Source organism: Polynucleobacter necessarius (assembly GCF_900095205.1).
Lineage (GTDB): Bacteria > Pseudomonadota > Gammaproteobacteria > Burkholderiales > Burkholderiaceae > Polynucleobacter > Polynucleobacter necessarius_E.
Genome location: NZ_LT606951.1, coordinates 1,662,158 through 1,679,961, shown reverse-complemented (window position 1 = coordinate 1,679,961; position 17,804 = coordinate 1,662,158). Strand labels below are relative to the sequence as shown.

General features: G+C 39.8%; 16 protein-coding genes. All 16 read left to right on the top strand.

All coding sequences use genetic code 11. From position 1 onward, the window contains the following. Nucleotides 1–126 precede the first annotated feature (126 nt). The 16 genes from DXE37_RS09265 to DXE37_RS09190 all read left to right on the top strand — a co-directional run bounded on the left by DXE37_RS09265 (nt 127) and on the right by DXE37_RS09190 (nt 16,804). Nucleotides 127–972: an acyltransferase family protein gene (locus DXE37_RS09265; protein WP_231971304.1), complete on the top strand. Its 846-nt coding sequence runs from the start codon at nt 127–129 to the stop codon at nt 970–972. A gap of 129 nt (nt 973–1,101) precedes the next feature. Next, complete coding sequence (locus DXE37_RS13765) at nt 1,102–1,512, top strand: SGNH hydrolase domain-containing protein (protein ID WP_114637288.1); 411 nt, start codon at nt 1,102–1,104, stop codon at nt 1,510–1,512. Further along, nucleotides 1,403–1,837: an SGNH hydrolase domain-containing protein gene (locus DXE37_RS14435; protein WP_415067005.1), complete on the top strand. Its 435-nt coding sequence runs from the start codon at nt 1,403–1,405 to the stop codon at nt 1,835–1,837. The genes DXE37_RS13765 and DXE37_RS14435 overlap by 110 nt, the downstream gene beginning before the upstream one ends. A gap of 616 nt (nt 1,838–2,453) precedes the next feature. Then, on the top strand, nt 2,454–3,929 hold the full coding sequence (locus tag DXE37_RS09250) for a mannose-1-phosphate guanylyltransferase/mannose-6-phosphate isomerase (protein ID WP_114637286.1): 1,476 nt from the start codon (nt 2,454–2,456) through the stop codon (nt 3,927–3,929). 53 nt (nt 3,930–3,982) lie between these two features. Continuing rightward, nucleotides 3,983–5,110, top strand: coding sequence for a GDP-mannose 4,6-dehydratase (gene gmd / locus DXE37_RS09245; RefSeq protein ID WP_114637586.1), 1,128 nt, complete (start codon nt 3,983–3,985; stop codon nt 5,108–5,110). 21 nt (nt 5,111–5,131) lie between these two features. Beyond that, nucleotides 5,132–6,115, top strand: coding sequence for a GDP-L-fucose synthase (gene fcl / locus DXE37_RS09240; RefSeq protein WP_114637285.1), 984 nt, complete (start codon nt 5,132–5,134; stop codon nt 6,113–6,115). A 43-nt stretch (nt 6,116–6,158) separates the two neighbouring features. Continuing rightward, complete coding sequence (gene tviB / locus DXE37_RS09235; RefSeq protein WP_114637284.1) at nt 6,159–7,454, top strand: Vi polysaccharide biosynthesis UDP-N-acetylglucosamine C-6 dehydrogenase TviB; 1,296 nt, start codon at nt 6,159–6,161, stop codon at nt 7,452–7,454. An 18-nt stretch (nt 7,455–7,472) separates the two neighbouring features. Further along, the gene (locus DXE37_RS09230) at nt 7,473–8,420 is read left to right on the top strand and encodes a Gfo/Idh/MocA family oxidoreductase (RefSeq protein ID WP_114637283.1); all 948 of its coding nucleotides are present in this window, start codon (nt 7,473–7,475) and stop codon (nt 8,418–8,420) included. A gap of 14 nt (nt 8,421–8,434) precedes the next feature. Then, nucleotides 8,435–9,010, top strand: coding sequence for an N-acetyltransferase (locus DXE37_RS09225; RefSeq protein ID WP_114637585.1), 576 nt, complete (start codon nt 8,435–8,437; stop codon nt 9,008–9,010). Nucleotides 9,011–9,024: 14 nt separating this feature from the next. Then, nucleotides 9,025–10,113: a DegT/DnrJ/EryC1/StrS family aminotransferase gene (locus DXE37_RS09220; protein ID WP_114637282.1), complete on the top strand. Its 1,089-nt coding sequence runs from the start codon at nt 9,025–9,027 to the stop codon at nt 10,111–10,113. Then, complete coding sequence (wecB, locus tag DXE37_RS09215) at nt 10,110–11,207, top strand: non-hydrolyzing UDP-N-acetylglucosamine 2-epimerase (protein WP_114637281.1); 1,098 nt, start codon at nt 10,110–10,112, stop codon at nt 11,205–11,207. Before DXE37_RS09220 ends, wecB begins: the two co-directional genes overlap by 4 nt. Nucleotides 11,208–11,231: 24 nt before the next feature. Further along, complete coding sequence (locus DXE37_RS09210) at nt 11,232–12,203, top strand: NAD-dependent epimerase/dehydratase family protein (protein ID WP_114637280.1); 972 nt, start codon at nt 11,232–11,234, stop codon at nt 12,201–12,203. Between the two features lie 5 nt (nt 12,204–12,208). Continuing rightward, complete coding sequence (locus tag DXE37_RS09205) at nt 12,209–13,051, top strand: NAD-dependent epimerase/dehydratase family protein (protein WP_114637279.1); 843 nt, start codon at nt 12,209–12,211, stop codon at nt 13,049–13,051. A gap of 287 nt (nt 13,052–13,338) precedes the next feature. Then, nucleotides 13,339–13,608, top strand: coding sequence for a hypothetical protein (locus DXE37_RS09200; protein WP_162786258.1), 270 nt, complete (start codon nt 13,339–13,341; stop codon nt 13,606–13,608). A gap of 65 nt (nt 13,609–13,673) precedes the next feature. Next, nucleotides 13,674–15,566, top strand: a complete 1,893-nt coding sequence (gene asnB, locus DXE37_RS09195; RefSeq protein WP_114637277.1) for an asparagine synthase (glutamine-hydrolyzing) — start codon at nt 13,674–13,676, stop codon at nt 15,564–15,566. Next, entirely contained in the window at nt 15,563–16,804 is a 1,242-nt protein-coding gene (locus DXE37_RS09190) for a lipopolysaccharide biosynthesis protein (protein WP_114637276.1), read from the top strand. The genes asnB and DXE37_RS09190 overlap by 4 nt, the downstream gene beginning before the upstream one ends. Nucleotides 16,805–17,804 lie beyond the last annotated feature (1,000 nt).

Here is a 17,804-nt window from a genome sequence, read left to right as displayed (position 1 = left end):
TCGGCAAAAACGTATTTAATTTTTTTAAATAAGATCGTGTGTGTCTAGATAGGTCGCTTTGGCGACCTATTTCTTTTATAAGATCTCCGCTAACTGATGTCTTCGCAAATTCCGGCAATTACGATAATGCATCCACAATATCGTCCAGATATTGATGGTTTAAGGGCTATAGCCGTCCTTTCGGTAGTAATCTTTCATGCCTTTCCGGATCTCATGCCAGGTGGTTTTATTGGGGTGGATATATTTTTTGTAATTTCTGGCTTCTTAATTTGCACCATCATTTTTGGTAATTTGAAACAGAACAGCTTTAGTATTATTAATTTTTATTTAAGACGTATTCGACGTATTTTTCCAGCGCTAATTATTGTTCTCATCAGCTCATGGGCCATTGCTTGGTTTGCATTGCTCCCAGAAGAATTTAAATCTTTGGGAAAATATATTTTGGGTGGCGCAGGATTTGTCTCCAACTTAGTGCTGTGGAATGAGAGCGGATATTTTGATGCTTTCTCCAACTCTAAGCCATTGCTGCATTTATGGTCCCTGGGCATTGAAGAGCAGTTTTATTTAATTTGGCCGCTTCTCATGTGGCCTGCATTGCGGATGCGCATTACATTAATTAATGTAACAGTAGCGATCCTCATTATCTCATTTACGTTCAATATTACTTTTATTAGTAGCGCTTCTATTGCCATTTTTTATTCTCCCATTACCCGAGTTTGGGAGTTATTGTTAGGCGCAGTCCTTGCTTGGTTGCTTTTATCAAAACAACAAAGTGGCAAGACTCCTGCGCAAGGATCCATCGATTCTTTAAATTTGAGGCAGAAGAATGTTTTGGCCTCTCTAGGTCTGGCTAGTAGTGCACTCTCTTTAATTCTGATTAGCGAGGCATCCGCATTTCCTGGATGGGTGGGCTCTCCTGCCTGCTGTTGGTGCAACTCTATTGCTTTTTTCAGGCCCAAACGCTTGGATTAATCAACGCATACTCTCATCAAGAGTCATGGTCTGGTTTTGGGGGTTGATTAGTTTCCCTTTGTATTTATGGCATTGGCCCTTATTGGCCTTTGCAAATGTTATTAATGGAAACCCTCCTTCAGCCTATGTTTGGCGCTAGCGTTTGTTTCCATTCTTCTGGCTGCATTAACTTACTACTTGGTGGAAAAGCCGCTACGTTTTGGAGGCTCATCTTCAAAGGCAAAGAAAAATGTTGTGTGGGCGCTTGCGTTTGTAATGGGTATAACCGCCTACATGGGTTACGCAGCTTTTATTCGAGATGGGATACCTATACAACGTATGCTATTTCGTTCTAGGAATCCGGTGCTCAACAAAATTTTGACTTACAAATTTGAGACTGGTGCTGCCTGGCAAATGGGGAATTGCTTTCTCACTGAGCATCAGCAGGCGAATGAATTTCAGGTTTGCGGAACTAATCTGGATCCTAAAAAGCCGACTATTTTTTTATGGGGCGATTCTCATGCTGCGCATTTATATCCTGGATTTAAAAAGGTATGGTGATCAATATAATCTGGTTCATCGGAGCGCTTCAGCTTGTCCTCCAATTGTGGGTCTAGATAAATCCATTAGGCCTCAGTGCAAAGCCATTAATCAAAACACCTTGGCACTTATTAAAAAGCTACCCCCTGAAGTGGTGATACTGGCTGGTAACTGGCGAGATAACCCATGGTCCGAATTAGCATCTACGATCGGCGCATTAAAAGATGTGGGGGTACCGCGAGTATTGGTGTGGTCGGTCCAGTGCCTGTTTGGGAAAATAACTTACCCAAGCAAGTTTTCCTGTATTGCAAAGCAAACACTCCTTGCGAGGTTCCAAAGTATCTGAAAATGAGTTTAATTGCCGATATCTTTGATTTGGATGAGGCCATGCGTCAGTTTTCTGGGCGTCAAAATGTGAAATATTTATCTCCAATTCGCGTGCTCTGCAAGGGAGGGCCGCGCATGTAAGGTTTTGGTGGGGGATAGAGGGGTACGATTAGTGCTTGGGATAGCGAACACTTGACAGATGTGGGTGCTGAGTATGTAGTGTCTCAGTTCGAGAATATTCGCTAGGAAGCCAATGGGATATTGACGAAGTTTGGGTGGCGCTAATGCTTTAAACGTTAAGCACTACCCCACAACACTCAAAAATTACTTCTTACTTGATTTTGCCCGCGGCAATAGAGGCTTTACAGTCTCGAATGGAATAGTTTTGGAATTTGCCAGCATTTTCTTTGCGTATCGACTGGCCGCATTCAGTAAGTGAGTTGCGCAGCTTAATCTGGGGAATATTGCTCATTTTGAAGTCTCCTTGAAAATCGTTTTAGTTTTTAGTGCTAACTAGCGTCTATTATGTGATTATCTGAATTTTAATAAATTTCTCGACTTTACTAAAGAACCTCCATATATCCTTTAGAATCAACTATTACAGACAATAACCATAAAAGCGCGCTTAACCCTACATGGCACTAGTGATTCCAGTTATTTTGTGTGGAGGCTCCGGTACACGGCTTTGGCCGTTGTCTCGAGCGGGCTTTCCAAAGCAATTTTTAGTGCTATCGGGTGACGGTAGTTCCCAAAGTCTTTTTCAGCAGGCGGTGGAACGAGTGAACTCGTTGGAAAACTCAGAAACTATGCTTGGGAACACGCTAGTAGTTACAAATGATGAGCATCGTTTCCTGGTTTTAGACCAGTTACGTGAACTCCAGAAAGTCAGCGCTACCTTAATTCTTGAGCCAACGGGCCGCAATACAGCGCCTGCGCTAAGTATGGCTGCATTTTGTGCAAACGAAATAGCCAATGAACAAGACCCAATTTTGGTGATCACACCAGCCGATCAAACTATACAAAATAAAGAGGCATTTGCTAACGCACTTCGCGACTGTATTCAGACTGTGGAATCCACAACCAATGCCATTGCTATTTTAGGTATTACACCAACAGCACCAGAAACAGGTTATGGCTATATTCAGCGTACGGGTGATAAAGATCAAAACAATGCATTTAAGGTGAATCGTTTTGTAGAGAAACCCGATGGAAAAACTGCTCAAGGTTATATAGCGGATGGTAACTATCTTTGGAATAGCGGTATGTTTGTCCTCAGAGCTAGCACTTGGCTTGCTGCTTTAAAAGAGCTCCGAGCTGATATTTATGGCGCATCCCAAAAAGCTTGGTTAGCAAGATCCGAGGATAGTTCAGCTGGATCGAGCTTTATCCGGCCAGGTAAAGCAGAATTTGAAAACATTCCAAGTGAATCAATTGACTATGCTGTGATTGAAAAATGTCCTGAATCTCAATTTCCTATCAAGATGGTGGAATTGGATGCGGGTTGGAACGATTTGGGTGCTTGGGATGCCGTTTGGCAAGTAGGTCAACAAGACCAAGATGGAAATGTCACTAGTGGGGATACCTTGCTAGCGAACTCTAAGAATTCTTTAGTGCATGCAAGCAGCCGCTTGGTAAGTGCAGTTGGGATTGACAATTTAGTAGTTATTGAAACTGCAGACGCAGTGTTGGTGGTAGATAGAAGTAATAGTCAAGATGTTAAAAAGATTGTTGCGCAATTAAAAACACAAGGGCGGGAAGAAAAAAATCTCCATCGTAAAGTTTCAAGACCATGGGGATGGTATGACAGTGTTGATGAGGGTGAGCGATTTAAAGTAAAGCGAATTCAGGTGAAGCCTGGAGCAAGCCTTTCATTGCAAATGCATCATCACCGTGCCGAGCATTGGATTGTGGTGAAAGGTACTGCTGAGATAACGAATGGCGATCAAGTGATTACTTTGACCGAGAATCAAAGCACTTATATTCCGCAGGGGCAAACTCATCGCCTAGCGAATCCTGGTCAAGGACCCTTAGAAATTATTGAAGTTCAATCTGGTAGCTACCTAGGTGAAGACGATATTGTGCGTTTTGAAGATACATATGGCAGAAATTAAAATACTTATTAAATTAATAATAGATGCCTAAAGAAAACATGAAAGAAGTAAGTATGAGTAAACAAAAAGTCGCGCTGATAACGGGTATTACTGGGCAAGACGGCTCTTACCTTGCTGAGTTTCTTCTAGAAAAGGGGTATATCGTTCACGGTATTAAGCGCCGAGCATCCTCCTTTAATACGGACCGTATAGACCATATTTATCAAGATCCACATATTGATCATCGTAATTTGATATTGCATTACGGCGACTTAACAGATACCAGCAACTTGGTTCGCATTATTCAAGAGTCACAACCAGATGAGATATATAACTTGGGCGCCCAATCACATGTAGCTGTTTCATTTGAGTCTCCTGAGTACACTGCGGATGTGGATGCTATTGGACCATTGCGTATCTTAGAAGCAATTCGGATTTTGGGTTTAGAAAAGAAAACTCGCTTTTATCAAGCATCTACTTCTGAGTTATATGGATTAGTTCAAGAAATTCCTCAAAACGAGACAACCCCATTTTATCCTCGCAGTCCTTATGCAGTTGCCAAGATGTATGCTTATTGGATTACCGTTAATTATCGCGAAGCTTATGGCATTTACGCATGTAATGGGATTCTCTTTAATCATGAATCTAAGCGTCGTGGTGAAACTTTTGTAACAAGAAAGGTGACGCGCGGACTTACAAATATTGCTCAGGGTCTCGAGAAATGTTTATATATGGGCAATATTGACGCATTGCGCGACTGGGGTCATGCCAAAGATTATGTCCGAATGCAATGGCTAATGCTGCAGCAAGAGCGGCCTGAAGATTTCGTGATTGCTACCGGTGTGCAATTTACTGTGCGTGAATTTATTATGCGAAGTGCAAAGCAGTTGGGCATCTCATTAAAGTTTGAAGGAAATGCAGAGAACGAAAAAGCCATTATTGTTGGCATAGAAGGTGATAAAGCACCAGCCCTTAAAGTTGGCGATGTGATCGTCCAAATTGATCCTCGCTATTACCGCCCTACTGAAGTCGAGACCCTTTTGGGTGACCTTACCAAGGCAAAAGCCAAGTTAGGTTGGATGCCAGAAATTACCCTTGATCAAATGATAGTAGAGATGGTTGCAAATGATCTTGACCAAGCAAAGCAACATGCATTGCTACAAAAACATGGATATTCAGTTGTTGTAGGTGCTGAAAAGTAATTTATTAAATAATAATCTCTAATGAGCCAAGATCTAAATCAAAAGATTTATGTAGCGGGTCACAGTGGTATGGTGGGTTCGGCGATTGTAAGGAGTTTGCAAGCAAAGGGTTATAGCAATATCGTTACGCGGACCCATCAAGAATTGGATTTAACCAATCAGGCCGATGTAAAGAAATTCTTTGAGCAAGAAAAACCCGACCAAGTCTACTTGGCAGCCGCGAAGGTGGGAGGTATTTATGCGAATAACACTTTCCCTGCGGAGTTCATTTATCAAAATCTGATGATGGAGGCTAACGTCATTCATCATGCCTTTTTGAGCGGCGTTCGAAAATTACTTTTTTTGGGGTCAAGTTGTATTTATCCAAAGCTTGCTGAGCAGCCGATGACTGAGAGTGCATTGCTGACCGGAAAATTAGAGTCTACTAATGAGCCTTACGCAATTGCGAAGATTGCTGGTATTAAATTGTGTGAAAGTTACAATCGTCAGTATGGCGTATCACACGGAATTGACTATCGATCCGTCATGCCAACCAATCTATATGGCCCTGGCGATAATTATCACCCCGAAAATAGCCATGTGATACCTGCTTTAATTCGCCGTTTCCATGAGGCCAAAGTTGCTCAAGTCTCCGAGGTAATTATTTGGGGTACTGGTTCACCTAAGCGTGAATTTCTATATGTTGACGATATGGCGGCTGCTTCGATATTTGTAATGGAGCTTGACAGATCAGTTTATCATAAAAATGTTGAGCCAATGGAAAGTCACCTCAACGTTGGCTATGGAAGCGATGTCACCATTTTGGAATTGGCTAAAGAAGTTGGAAAGGTTGTTGGATATCAAGGTCAGATCGGCCTGGACTTAACTAAGCCTGATGGAGCGCATCGCAAATGGATGAATTCAAACAAATTATCGCATTTGGGATGGTTTCCGAGAGTGCCATTAGAAAATGGCTTAAAAAGCGCATATCAAGATTTTTTAACAAAACATGATGATAAAATCTAGAATTTAAGCATTAACTCACAAATCTAAATATCAAATTATAAAAATGATTTCTCACGATAAAAAAATTGCCATCATCGGCCTGGGTTATGTCGGCTTGCCATTGGCGGTTGAGTTTGGGAAGAAATATCCTGTGATAGGTTTTGATATTAATCAAAAGAGAATTGATGAATTAACGAGTGGAGATGATAAAACCCTAGAAGTTTCTTCTACCGAATTGGGCTTGGCTAAAAATTTAAGATTTTCAGCTGATATTGCATCTCTTAAGGAATGCAATATTTTTATAGTAACCGTTCCGACACCGATAGATAATGCAAATCGCCCAGATCTAACTCCCTTAATAAAGGCAAGCGAAACTGTTGGTAAAGCTATTGGTTGGGGCGATATTGTTATTTATGAGTCCACGGTATACCCAGGGTGTACAGAGGAGGCCTGTGTTCCAGTATTGGAAAAATTCTCAGGATTAACTTTTAATAAAGATTTTTTCTGCGGTTACAGTCCTGAGCGAATTAATCCTGGAGATAAGATAAATACGCTAACTAAAATCAAGAAGATTACAAGCGGCTCGACTCCGGAGGTTGCAGAAATTGTTGATAGACTTTATAATTCCATCATTACCGCTGGCACACATAAGGCCTCTAGCATAAAGGTTGCTGAAGCGGCGAAAGTTATTGAGAATACACAACGAGATCTGAATATTGCGTTAATTAATGAATTAGCAGTTCTTTTTAATCGATTAAATATCGATACTTTAGAAGTATTGGAAGCTGCAGGTAGTAAGTGGAATTTCTTGCCATTCAGGCCTGGTATGGTGGGTGGACATTGTATTGGCGTGGACCCATATTACTTGACGCATAAGGCTGAAGAGGTCGGGTATCATCCGCAGATTATTTTGGCTGGTCGTCGTATGAACGACAACATGGCTCGTTATGTTGCCCGAAATACAATTAAATTGATGCTTCGTAATGGAATCGATGTCGCTCGAAGTAAAGTAGGGGTGTTGGGTATCACTTTCAAAGAAAATTGCCCTGATATCCGCAATAGTAAGGTTGTTGATTTAATTTCTGAGTTGAAAACTTGGGGTGTTGATGTTCTTGTATCCGATCCTTTTGCGGATGCCAGTGAAGTCGCGCACGAATACAAGCTAAAATTAAACCCTTTGCAAAATCTTGACTCATTAGATGCCTTGATTGTTGCTGTTGGCCATAATGAATATAGGTCTATGACGTTAAAAGAGTTGAAAAGCTTGATAAAGGGAGACAAGCCCCTTCTAGTGGATGTAAAAGCTTTGTATGATCGCGATTTAGCAAAAGAAATGGGCTTTACTGTTTTCAGGCTGTAAAAATTTATTTAGGTAATTATGAAAAATTTTGGTTTAATCGGGGCTGCTGGATACATAGCACCAAGACACATGAAGGCTATTAAAGATCTTGGTCATCGGCTCGGTATTGCTTATGATATTAACGATTCAGTTGGAATTATTGATAGCGTCTCTCCACAAAGCGAATTTTTCACTGAGTTTGAGCGCTTCTACGATAGAGCATTTCAGTTAAAAAGAATTCCTGAACTATCGCTAGATTATGTGTCTATTTGTTCGCCTAATTACTTGCATCATTCGCATATTACAGCTGGTTTACGCCTAGGCGCAGATGTAATTTGTGAAAAACCTTTAGTTCCTACCCCAGCATTATTAGACGATTTAGAATTGGTTGAGAAGGAAACTGGCAAGCGCGTTTTTAATATTCTGCAATTACGTCATCATGATGCAATTCTGAAACTACGCGATCAGGTAGCTAAAGCTCCCCTTGATAAAAAATTTGATGTAGAGCTCACTTACATCACCTCAAGAGGCAAGTGGTATTTCGAGAGCTGGAAGGGCGATCAGCGCAAATCCTTTGGGGTGGCTACTAATATTGGCGTGCATTTTTATGACATGCTGCATTTTGTATTTGGAAAATTACAAAAAAATATAGTTCACTACAGTGGTAAGGCTAAAGCTGCTGGCTATTTAGAATACGAGCGCGCAAGAGTAAGGTGGTTTCTTTCTATTGATGCTAATGATTTGCCGCAGGATGTTAAGGGTAAAAAAACAACTTTCCGAAGTATTGACATTAGTGGCGAGCAATTAGAGTTTTCAGAGGGCTTTACTGATTTGCATACTATTAGTTACCAGGAGATTCTGCAGGGTCGGGGTTATGGTTTAAGTGATGCTAGGCATTGTATCGAGACGGTAGACGTTATCAGATCTTCATCAATTGTTGCTCCTGGTAGCGATGCCCATCCTTTTGTGCGGGGGCTAACTAATTGAGCGAGAAAAGTGCAATAACCATTCACCCTACTGCTATCATTGATGAGGGTGCTCAGCTCGGTGTGGGTTCCAGAGTTTGGCATTGGGTCCATATATGTTCTGGTGCAAAGATTGGGAATGGCTGCTCTTTTGGACAAAATGTATTTGTAGGTAATGATGTTGTTATTGGTAACAATGTTAAGGTGCAAAACAATGTCAGCATTTATGATGCGGTAACACTGGAAGACGATGTTTTTTGTGGACCAAGCATGGTATTCACAAATGTATTTAACCCGAGATCAGGGGTGGTACGTAAAGATGAATATCGGCGCACTTTGGTTAAGCGAGGAAGTACTATTGGCGCAAATGCCACAATCGTCTGCGGAGTGGTTTTGGGAGAATATTCTTTTATTGCCGCAGGTGCGGTGATTAATAGGGATGTAAAGCCTTTTGCCTTGATGACAGGTCTGCCTGCTAAGCAAATTGGGTGGATGAGTAAATTTGGTGAAAAGCTAGATTTGCCATTATTGGGCAACTGTCAAGCTATCTGCCCTAACACAGGCGATAAATATCAATTAATAGAGGGTCAATGCAAGATAGTTGCAGAGTGAATGCGAAATAGACTATGGAATTTATTGATTTAAAAAAACAATACCTGAATTTAAAAAATGAAATAGATGCTGGAATTGCTCGAGTGCTGAATCATGGTCAATTTATTCTTGGGCCAGAAGTTCAGGAGTTGGAGGAAAAGTTGGCTGCATATTCCGGGGCAAAGTATTGCATTAGTGTTGCCAATGGAACCGATGCTCTGCAAATTGCTCAAATGGCAATGAACATTGGGCCGGGTGATGAGGTGATTACTCCTGGATTTACTTATATTGCTACTGCTGAGACGGTTGTATTATTGGGTGCTAAGCCGGTATATGTTGATATTGATCCTAAGACATACAACATAGATCCAGGATTAATTGAGTCCGCCATTACCCCTCGTACTAAAGCTATTATTCCAGTCAGTCTGTATGGTCAATGTGCGGACTTTGATGCCATCAATCAAATTGCTGCCCGACATAACATCCCAGTAATTGAAGATGCCGCTCAAAGTTTTGGTGCTTTATATAAAGGTCGTAAAAGCTGTAATCTGAGCACAATTTCTTGCACTAGTTTTTTCCCAAGCAAACCATTGGGTTGCTATGGTGATGGTGGAGCAATATTTACAAACGATGAAGAGCTTGCAAAAGTAATTCGACAGATTGCAAGGCATGGGCAGGATCGCAGATACCACCATATTAGAGTTGGCGTAAATAGTCGTTTAGACACTATTCAGGCAGCAATTCTTTTGCCAAAGTTAGCCATTCTGGACGAAGAGAGAAATTTACGTCAGGCTATTGCGGACAGATACGGCAAGTTATTGAGTGAAATTGGTGTTAAAAGTACGCCATTTATTGATGCTGATAATCAAAGTATTTGGGCTCAATACACTATTCAAGCAAACAATCGAGAACAGGTTCAGTCTACTCTTAAAGATGCGGGTATTCCTACGGCCGTGCATTATCCAATCCCTTTAAACCTGCAGCCTGCTGTGGCAGATCCAAAAGCGGTGCTTCCGAATGGTGATCGTATTGCGCGAGAGGTGATGAGTTTGCCAATGGGACCTTATTTGATAGAAAAAGATCAAGATTTAGTTATCGCCGCATTAAAGAAGGCTCTCAATTGATTTCTAAGTTAAAAATAATCACTGTAGTTGGGGCGCGCCCCCAATTTATAAAAGCCGCCGCAGTTTCAAGAGCGATTTCCTCTCATTTTTCTGACAAGATTGAAGAGAAAATTATTCATACGGGTCAGCATTTTGATGAAAATATGTCCCAAGTATTTTTTGACGAGTTGGGAGTGCCCAAACCGCATTACAACTTAGCCATCTCTGGAGGCAGCCATGGCGCCATGACGGGAAGGATGTTGGAGGGTATTGAGCAGGTTTTGCTTAATGAGAAGCCTGATTGGCTATTAATATATGGAGATACTAACTCTACATTAGCTGGAGCCTTAGCTGCGGCCAAGCTGCATATTCCGATTGCTCATGTAGAGGCAGGATTGCGTTCATTTAACATGCGTATGCCCGAAGAAATCAACAGAATTGTCTCTGATCGTATTTCAACATTGTTATTTTGCCCAACAGAGACGGCCGTCCAAAATTTAAAGGCAGAAGGCATAACTCGAGGCGCAATCAATGTTGGTGATGTTATGTACGATGTTGCTCTGTACTACAAGAATAGGGGCGTGCAAAGCAGTAATATTCTTGAGCGCTTAAATTTGCTAGGGAAAAACTTTATTTTGGCTACTTGCCACAGAGCCGAAAATACTGACGATATTATTCGTCTTACTAATATCATCGAGGCTTTGGCGCAATTGGCTAAGAGTAAGCCTGTAGTATTGCCTTTGCATCCACGTACAAAGAAATTGCTTGCCGATTTTGGAATGGAAAATAAACTAGGCTCAATCCTTTGTGTTGACCCTTTGCCATTTTTAGATATGGTGGCACTTGAGCAATCAGCAAAAATTATCATGACAGACTCAGGTAGCGTACAAAAGGAAGCATTCTTTTATGGTGTCCCATGCATAACAATGCGCGAAGAAACCGAATGGGTTGAAACGGTGGATTTAGGTTGGAATATCTTGGTTGGGGCGTCAAAAGAAAAAATTTTAGAGGCCGAAAATAGTTTTCTTAATGAAGATTTGAAGAAAACTATCATCCTTCCTTATGGGAATGGAGATGCCTCTATTGGCATTATTAAAAATCTTTTACAGCATTAAAAGGAAACTAAAGTAAAGAAAGTTCTGTTAACTGGCGGCTTATGCCAAATTGGGTCTCATGTGGTTGAGATGTTGCTTGATCGTGGCGATAAAGTGATTGCTATTGATAGTTTGGCGACGGGAAGAAGAGAACATCTGGCTGATCATCCCAATTTAACCGTTTTAATTGATACGATTGCTGATAAAGCAGTGGTAGATAAATTGGTCGGTGACTTTAATCCTGATGCCATTGTTCACACTGCCGCCTCTTACAAGGATCCAGATGATTGGTATAACGACACCCTGACTAATTGTGTTGGCGGTTCAAACATTGTCAATGCAGCTAAACAATTTGGTGTTGGTCGATTTATTTACTTTCAGACGGCCCTCTGCTACGGCCTAAAGCCTACCCAGTCGCCTGTTTGCTTAGACCATCCTCGCAACAACCCTGTTGGTAGTAGTTACGCGATTTCTAAAACTACTAACGAGTTTTATCTTGAATTTTCGGGGATTGATTTTGTAACCTTTAGGCTTGCAAATGTGGTTGGTCCTAGAAATGTGGTTGGTCCTAGAAATGTGGCTGGTCCTAGAAATGTGGCTGGTCCACTTCCCATCTTTTACCAGCGCTTGAAGGATGGTAAGCAATGTTTTGTTACTGAAGCACGCAGGGACTTTGTGTACGTAAAAGACCTTGCACGCGTTGTATTAAAGGCGATTGATGGCGTTGGTCACGGCGCTTATCACTTTTCCTCTGGCAAGGATATTGCAATTCAAGAGTTGTATGATGTGGTTGTCAATGCTCTGGATATTCCTGGCAAGCCCAAGGTTGAGGTAAAGCCCTTAGGTCCGGATGATGTTTTCAGTATCTTGCTAGATCCAAGTCGAACTTTTGCAGATTTTGGTGAGATTCAATTTGCTCCTTTGCAAGAAACTGTGTCTGCCGCAATGGACTACTATCAAAAACATGGTACGTTAGGTGAGTACACCCACCTCAGACTAGAAGACAAAAAGAAATAATTGATATGCGAATACTAATTACTGGTGGTGCTGGTTGTCTTGGTTCTAATTTAATTGAACACTGGTTGCCACAGGATCATCAAATATTTGTTATTGATAACTTTGCCACCGGCAAGCGCGAGGTTGTTCCTGATGTCCAGGGTTTAACCGTTTGTGAGGGCTCGATTGTAAATTTAGAATTATTAAATGAGTGTTTCGCAGCATTTAAACCTCAGGTTGTCATTCATGCAGCAGCCTCATACAAGGATTCGAATAACTGGGTAGAAGATTCAAGTACTAACGTTATTGGAAGTGCTAATGTTGCCAAAATGGCAAAGGCTCATGGAGCAGCTCGTTTGATTAATTTTCAGACTGCACTTTGCTATGGGCGACCAAAGGCTATACCAATTTCAAACACGCATCCAACAGCACCCTTTAGCTATGGAATTACAAAAACTGCAGGAGAGCACTTTATTTCTGTTAAGAAGGGTAGTAGTAACTTGGCTGAGGCTATTTCATCACTTGAAAACTTAGATTTAATTGATCGTATGGTGGATCGTGCATATCAAGATGTAATTGCCTCCGGCCGATATTCATATAAGTCATTTGTAGAAATGGTTGATCAAGAGTTAGATAAATCAATGACAAACATGGATAAAGATGGGCATCAATCTCCTTTAAAGGAGGCAATTAAAGTAGATGCTAACATTCCAACGCCAATAACTACAATGCCCATTCTCTCTCAAATAGCAAAACCATTATTTGTTAATAATGGTTTTATGCGGTTTGGAACTTATCTATGGCAATTCGCAATTCCAGAAACGCTGAAGATATATTTGCGACCCAAAATTAAATATTTTTTTAAATAAGGCCTAAACTTCATGTGCGGAATTTTCGGAATAATTTCAGGCAATTTTGTTTTCCTGGCGAGGATGGTAAATATCAATTTACTGCTATATCACCTAGGGTAATGAAGCAGCTTTGCTAGATAGCTGTCAGATACTCGTTAAAGGAAATTACAGTGGCCTTATGGAGCCTTGGAAGAATTACATTCCTATTGAGCCAGATGCGGTCTAACTGGGATGAGGTTCACTTCGCCATGCAAGGATCGTTCGTTGGTTCGGGAAATAATTATAAAGAGACAAGGTCCAAAATATTGGACACTCAAGAATTACGTGCAAAAGAAAAGTCACAAAAAATATTATTTGACTTGTCCTCCCTGCAAAACAGAAGAACCGCCAGTTCTTCTGTTGAAATGGTATGTATAGTGATTGATAAATATAAGTCTGAAATGAATCAAAAAGCTTATAACAAGGTTTGGTTAAAAAGACGACTTAGAAAGCGAATAATTGCCTCGCTGGAAGATTACCCGCGTTTGCAATTAATGGCTAAGAAGATATATAACAAAATTCGTTATGATGTTTAAACTAATCTAAAGTACTTGTCTGGTTTAAGATAAGTTCATTCAAACCTATAAAGTAGACTTTATTTATGTGTGGAATAGTTGGGGGATGGTTCGCATTTGATGGATCTCAGTTGCGAGATAGTATGAACCTAGCTTTAGAGGCTATGAGGTTGCGTGGTCCAAATGATCGTGGCGCAATATTTATTGAAGATTCTAACGGTACCGTTGCATTAGGGCATACACGTCTATCCATTATTGATTTGTCCTCCGGTGGTCATCAGCCAATGGAATCGGCTTGCGGCAGATACTCCATTATTTTTAATGGCGAGATCTATAACTATTTAGAGTTAAGGGCTGAATTAAAAGATTTAGGCGTTGTATTTATAACGAATTCAGACACTGAGGTTTTACTAGCTGCTTGGATGCAATGGGGCGCAACGAGTTTATCAAAACTTTCAGGGATGTTTGCTTTTGTTGTGCTTGATCGTGGTGAGGAAACCTTGACTTGTGTAAGAGATGCTTTTGGAATTAAACCACTTTTTTACTCCCAGGAGTCCTCTCTTTTTATATTCGCATCCGAATTGAAGGCGCTCCAATTAATTAAAGCAGAAAAATGTGAACTAAATTGGCAGACAAGTTACGATTATCTAATGTATGGGGCGTATGATAGCAACAATCAAACTTTTATTGAAAATATTGAGCATTTATTGCCGGGACATTTATTGGTTTTTGACGCCAAGAAGAGGGTTTTGTCTCAACCGGTTAAATGGTGGAATCCAGATAGATCTGCAAAAGATATTGGGTTTAAGGGTGCCACAGAAATGCTCAGAGAAATATTCCTTAAGAGCATTAGGTTACATTTGCGTAGTGATGTGCCTGTAGGAGCTGCTCTATCAGGAGGATTGGATTCATCATCTGTTGTTTGTGCTATTCGTTATTTAGATAAACAAATTCCAATCCATACTTTTAGTTATATTGCTAGGGGTAGCCCGCTGTCAGAGGAGGGATGGGTAGATCAGGTTAATCAATTTGTTGGGGCGAAATCACATAAGATTCTTGTGTCCCCAGAAGAAATGATGGCTGATTTGGACGACATGATACTTGCTCAGGGTGAACCTTTTGGCACTACCAGTATTTATGCGCAATATCGAGTTTTTAGAGAGGCCAAGAATAGCGGTGTATTGGTCACCCTAGACGGACAAGGTGCGGATGAATTATTGGCGGGCTACAGCGGATTTCCTGGTCAAAGGATCCATTCTCTTATTGACAAGGGAGAATATTTAAAAGCTTATCGATTTTTAATACATTGGAGTGCATGGCCTGGAAGAAGTTTTTCGGGCGGCTTAAAGCGTTTAGTGGGTGAGTTGACTAAGAACTCGGGTTTCTACACATATTTGCGAAAAATGAATGGTGAGGGGGCTGGTGTTTCATGGTTGAATGAGTCCATGCTTTTGGAGCATGGAGTGAAGTTGGGCTTTCCCACTAAGCAAAAGAGTGATGATTTAATTATCGGCAGAAGACTGATAGAGACTTTATATTCCTCCCTTACTTTAGATGGACTGCCATCATTACTAAGACATGCTGACAGAAATTCTATGAGATTTTCTGTGGAGAGTAGAGTTCCTTTTTTAACAACTGAAATGGCAGAATTTTTACTCTCCTTGCCTGAGAGTTATTTGGTCGATTACACCGGCGAGACTAAGCATATCTTTAGAGCTGCTATGAAAGAAATCGTTCCAGAAAATATTCTTTATCGGAAAGATAAAGTTGGATTTGAGACACCACAATCAGATTGGCTTAATATTTTAATGCCTCAATTAAAAAAGTGGGTATCTTGTGATCTGAGCATTCCATTTTTGAATCACGATTCTGTCTTGGCATATTTCGATTCCGCTATTAAAAACCCTTTATCAGATACGTCAAAAATATGGCGGCTGGTAAATTTTTATCGCTGGTATAAGCAATTTTTATTGAAATGAGGCTATCTCAGAGTCTAATAAAAGCTGGGATTTTAGGTGCGGGTGCCTGTATCGGACCAATTGCACAACTATTAGCTACCCCATTTCTAACAAGAATTTATACGCCCGCTGACTTTGGTTACTTAGCTTTATTCACGTCCATCGTAAGTGTTTTGATAGTCGTTTCATGTCTGCGTTATGAGGGGGCAATCCAAGTTGTATCCGAGAATGATTTAGGAAAAATTATTTCCTTAGCGCTACTATCTGCGCTTGGTGTCCTAGTAGTAGAGCGCTTCCTTTTATCAACGGGAATACCGCAAATTAAGTTTGAATCCCTTCATAACCTAGGATCAGACGTTAAGTTTTTACCATTTGTCTCCGCTGCCGGAGCGGCACTATTAATAATAACGAATTTCACACTCAGGCAAGGTAGGTATGTCAAAAATGCCTTTTTACGTTCTGGTACAACAATTATATTTATTGCAATAGCATTGGGATGTCCTGCATTTGGTTTGATATATGCAAATATTGCTGCAAGTATATTGATGGGAATTATTGCGCTAATTTACTTATTGCTAAATACAAAATTTGGACCTATTAATAAGGTCTTAGCGCTAGGAAAAAAATATATTGAATACCCTTTATTTTTAACGCCAACATCTTTGCTTGATACGGTTACTCTTGCATTGCCAATTCTATTTATGAGTGGATCTTATGGAATGGAAGCGGTAGGCCAGTTTACTCAAATTCAAAAACTCCTTGGCGCTCCTATCATCTTATTAGGAATAGTAACTGCTCAACTTTTCTCTAAACGATCTGGTGAATTATTTCGCTCTGGACTATCATCTAAAAAGTTGCTTTGGAAGACTGTTGGGTTACTGGCACTTGCTTCCCTTTTTACACTTTTAATTGCCTCACTTTTTGGTGAGACTCTGTCTCAATTCATATTGGGCGAGGAATGGAGGAAGGCGAGTACATTTTTTATAATCCTGGCTATAGCACCCTGTCTAGTGCGGTCAGTAGTATCGCCGGTATCATTTATATTTCTTGCATATCAAAAAATTAAATATCTTGTTTTATGGCAAGTTTTATATTTCATAGTCAGTTATTCAGCACTGTATTATGCTGCCTCTACAACAATGAATTTAGAAAGATTTATCATTTCCTATATAATTACAGAGTCATTTATGTACATGCTGTACTTGAGTATGGCCAATTATGTCTCAAAAATTCAAAATACTTCTCCACCAATGCAGTAAATTAAATTTTTTAAAATTTAATAATATTTGGCTTTTTTTGCCATTTTTAATTGTTGCATTATATGTTCCTCAAGCATGTTACGGGGCCATTGTATTTAATGGTAATACATCAAAATTGGTGCTATCAATTCTGGTATATGGATTATTTTATTATTTAATTTTTACATTATTTCTAATTAAATTTTTTAAAAAAAATAAAACAGATTTTAAAAAATTTTATAGCATTAAATTGAATCAAAATTTAATTCAATTTTCTGTTTATTTCATATACTCTATTATTATTATTTATGTTTGTGTAACAGTAGAAAAGATTGCTCTGATTGAGGCAGTCAAAGGCGCGTCTTCTGAATCTTTATCATTTGCACGTGAGTCGCTGTTTAAGTCCAGAGAAGGTCTTGAATCCTACTTGATTTATATCTATTCCATTTTAACCACTAGTCTAATCCCTTTTTTTATTGCCTTAGCGTATATTCAAAAACAAAAATATAGGCATATTATCTTAGCGTTATTTTGTGCATCTCTAATGCTAACAATGGAAAAGGCTTTAATCCTTAAAGCTTTAATGCCATTGTGCCTTCTGTCAATAAATGGTTTTATATTAAAAAAATATTTCAGGATATTATTAATTTCGGCTCTTTTGGTAATGGCATCATCATTTATTCTCAGTAAATTTGGCTCAGTTGATGCCAAAGAGGAAATTAAAGACCAAATTAATTACTTCAATATTCTAAAAAATAATCTAAACAAGTCAATCGAAGAGAACAAAAAAACAGTTGAAAAACTAAATAAAAATAACTCATCAAATGCCGATCGCAAAGATTTGAATTTCTATCAGAAACAACTTGATTTCTACCAAGGTTCGCAATTAGTACAAATCAATGAGATGATGGCCAATNTCGATGATCAATTAATTTATTATGCGAATACTGAAAAAAATATTGATAAGTATTTTGTTTTTGGATCCGGAAGAGTTCCATACTTTCTTAATAGAGTTTTATGG

Bases quoted from the DNA above. Each gene is read 5' to 3' on its own strand.
- DXE37_RS09265 (WP_231971304.1), top strand. From the start codon at position 127: ATGCATCCACAATATCGTCCAGATATTGATGGTTTAAGGGCTATAGCC.
- DXE37_RS14435 (WP_415067005.1), top strand. From the start codon at position 1,403: ATGAATTTCAGGTTTGCGGAACTAATCTGGATCCTAAAAAGCCGACTA.
- DXE37_RS09250 (WP_114637286.1), top strand. From the start codon at position 2,454: ATGGCACTAGTGATTCCAGTTATTTTGTGTGGAGGCTCCGGTACACGG.
- gmd (WP_114637586.1), top strand. From the start codon at position 3,983: ATGAGTAAACAAAAAGTCGCGCTGATAACGGGTATTACTGGGCAAGAC.
- fcl (WP_114637285.1), top strand. From the start codon at position 5,132: ATGAGCCAAGATCTAAATCAAAAGATTTATGTAGCGGGTCACAGTGGT.
- tviB (WP_114637284.1), top strand. From the start codon at position 6,159: ATGATTTCTCACGATAAAAAAATTGCCATCATCGGCCTGGGTTATGTC.
- DXE37_RS09230 (WP_114637283.1), top strand. From the start codon at position 7,473: ATGAAAAATTTTGGTTTAATCGGGGCTGCTGGATACATAGCACCAAGA.
- DXE37_RS09220 (WP_114637282.1), top strand. From the start codon at position 9,025: ATGGAATTTATTGATTTAAAAAAACAATACCTGAATTTAAAAAATGAA.
- DXE37_RS09205 (WP_114637279.1), top strand. From the start codon at position 12,209: ATGCGAATACTAATTACTGGTGGTGCTGGTTGTCTTGGTTCTAATTTA.
- asnB (WP_114637277.1), top strand. From the start codon at position 13,674: ATGTGTGGAATAGTTGGGGGATGGTTCGCATTTGATGGATCTCAGTTG.
- DXE37_RS09190 (WP_114637276.1), top strand. From the start codon at position 15,563: ATGAGGCTATCTCAGAGTCTAATAAAAGCTGGGATTTTAGGTGCGGGT.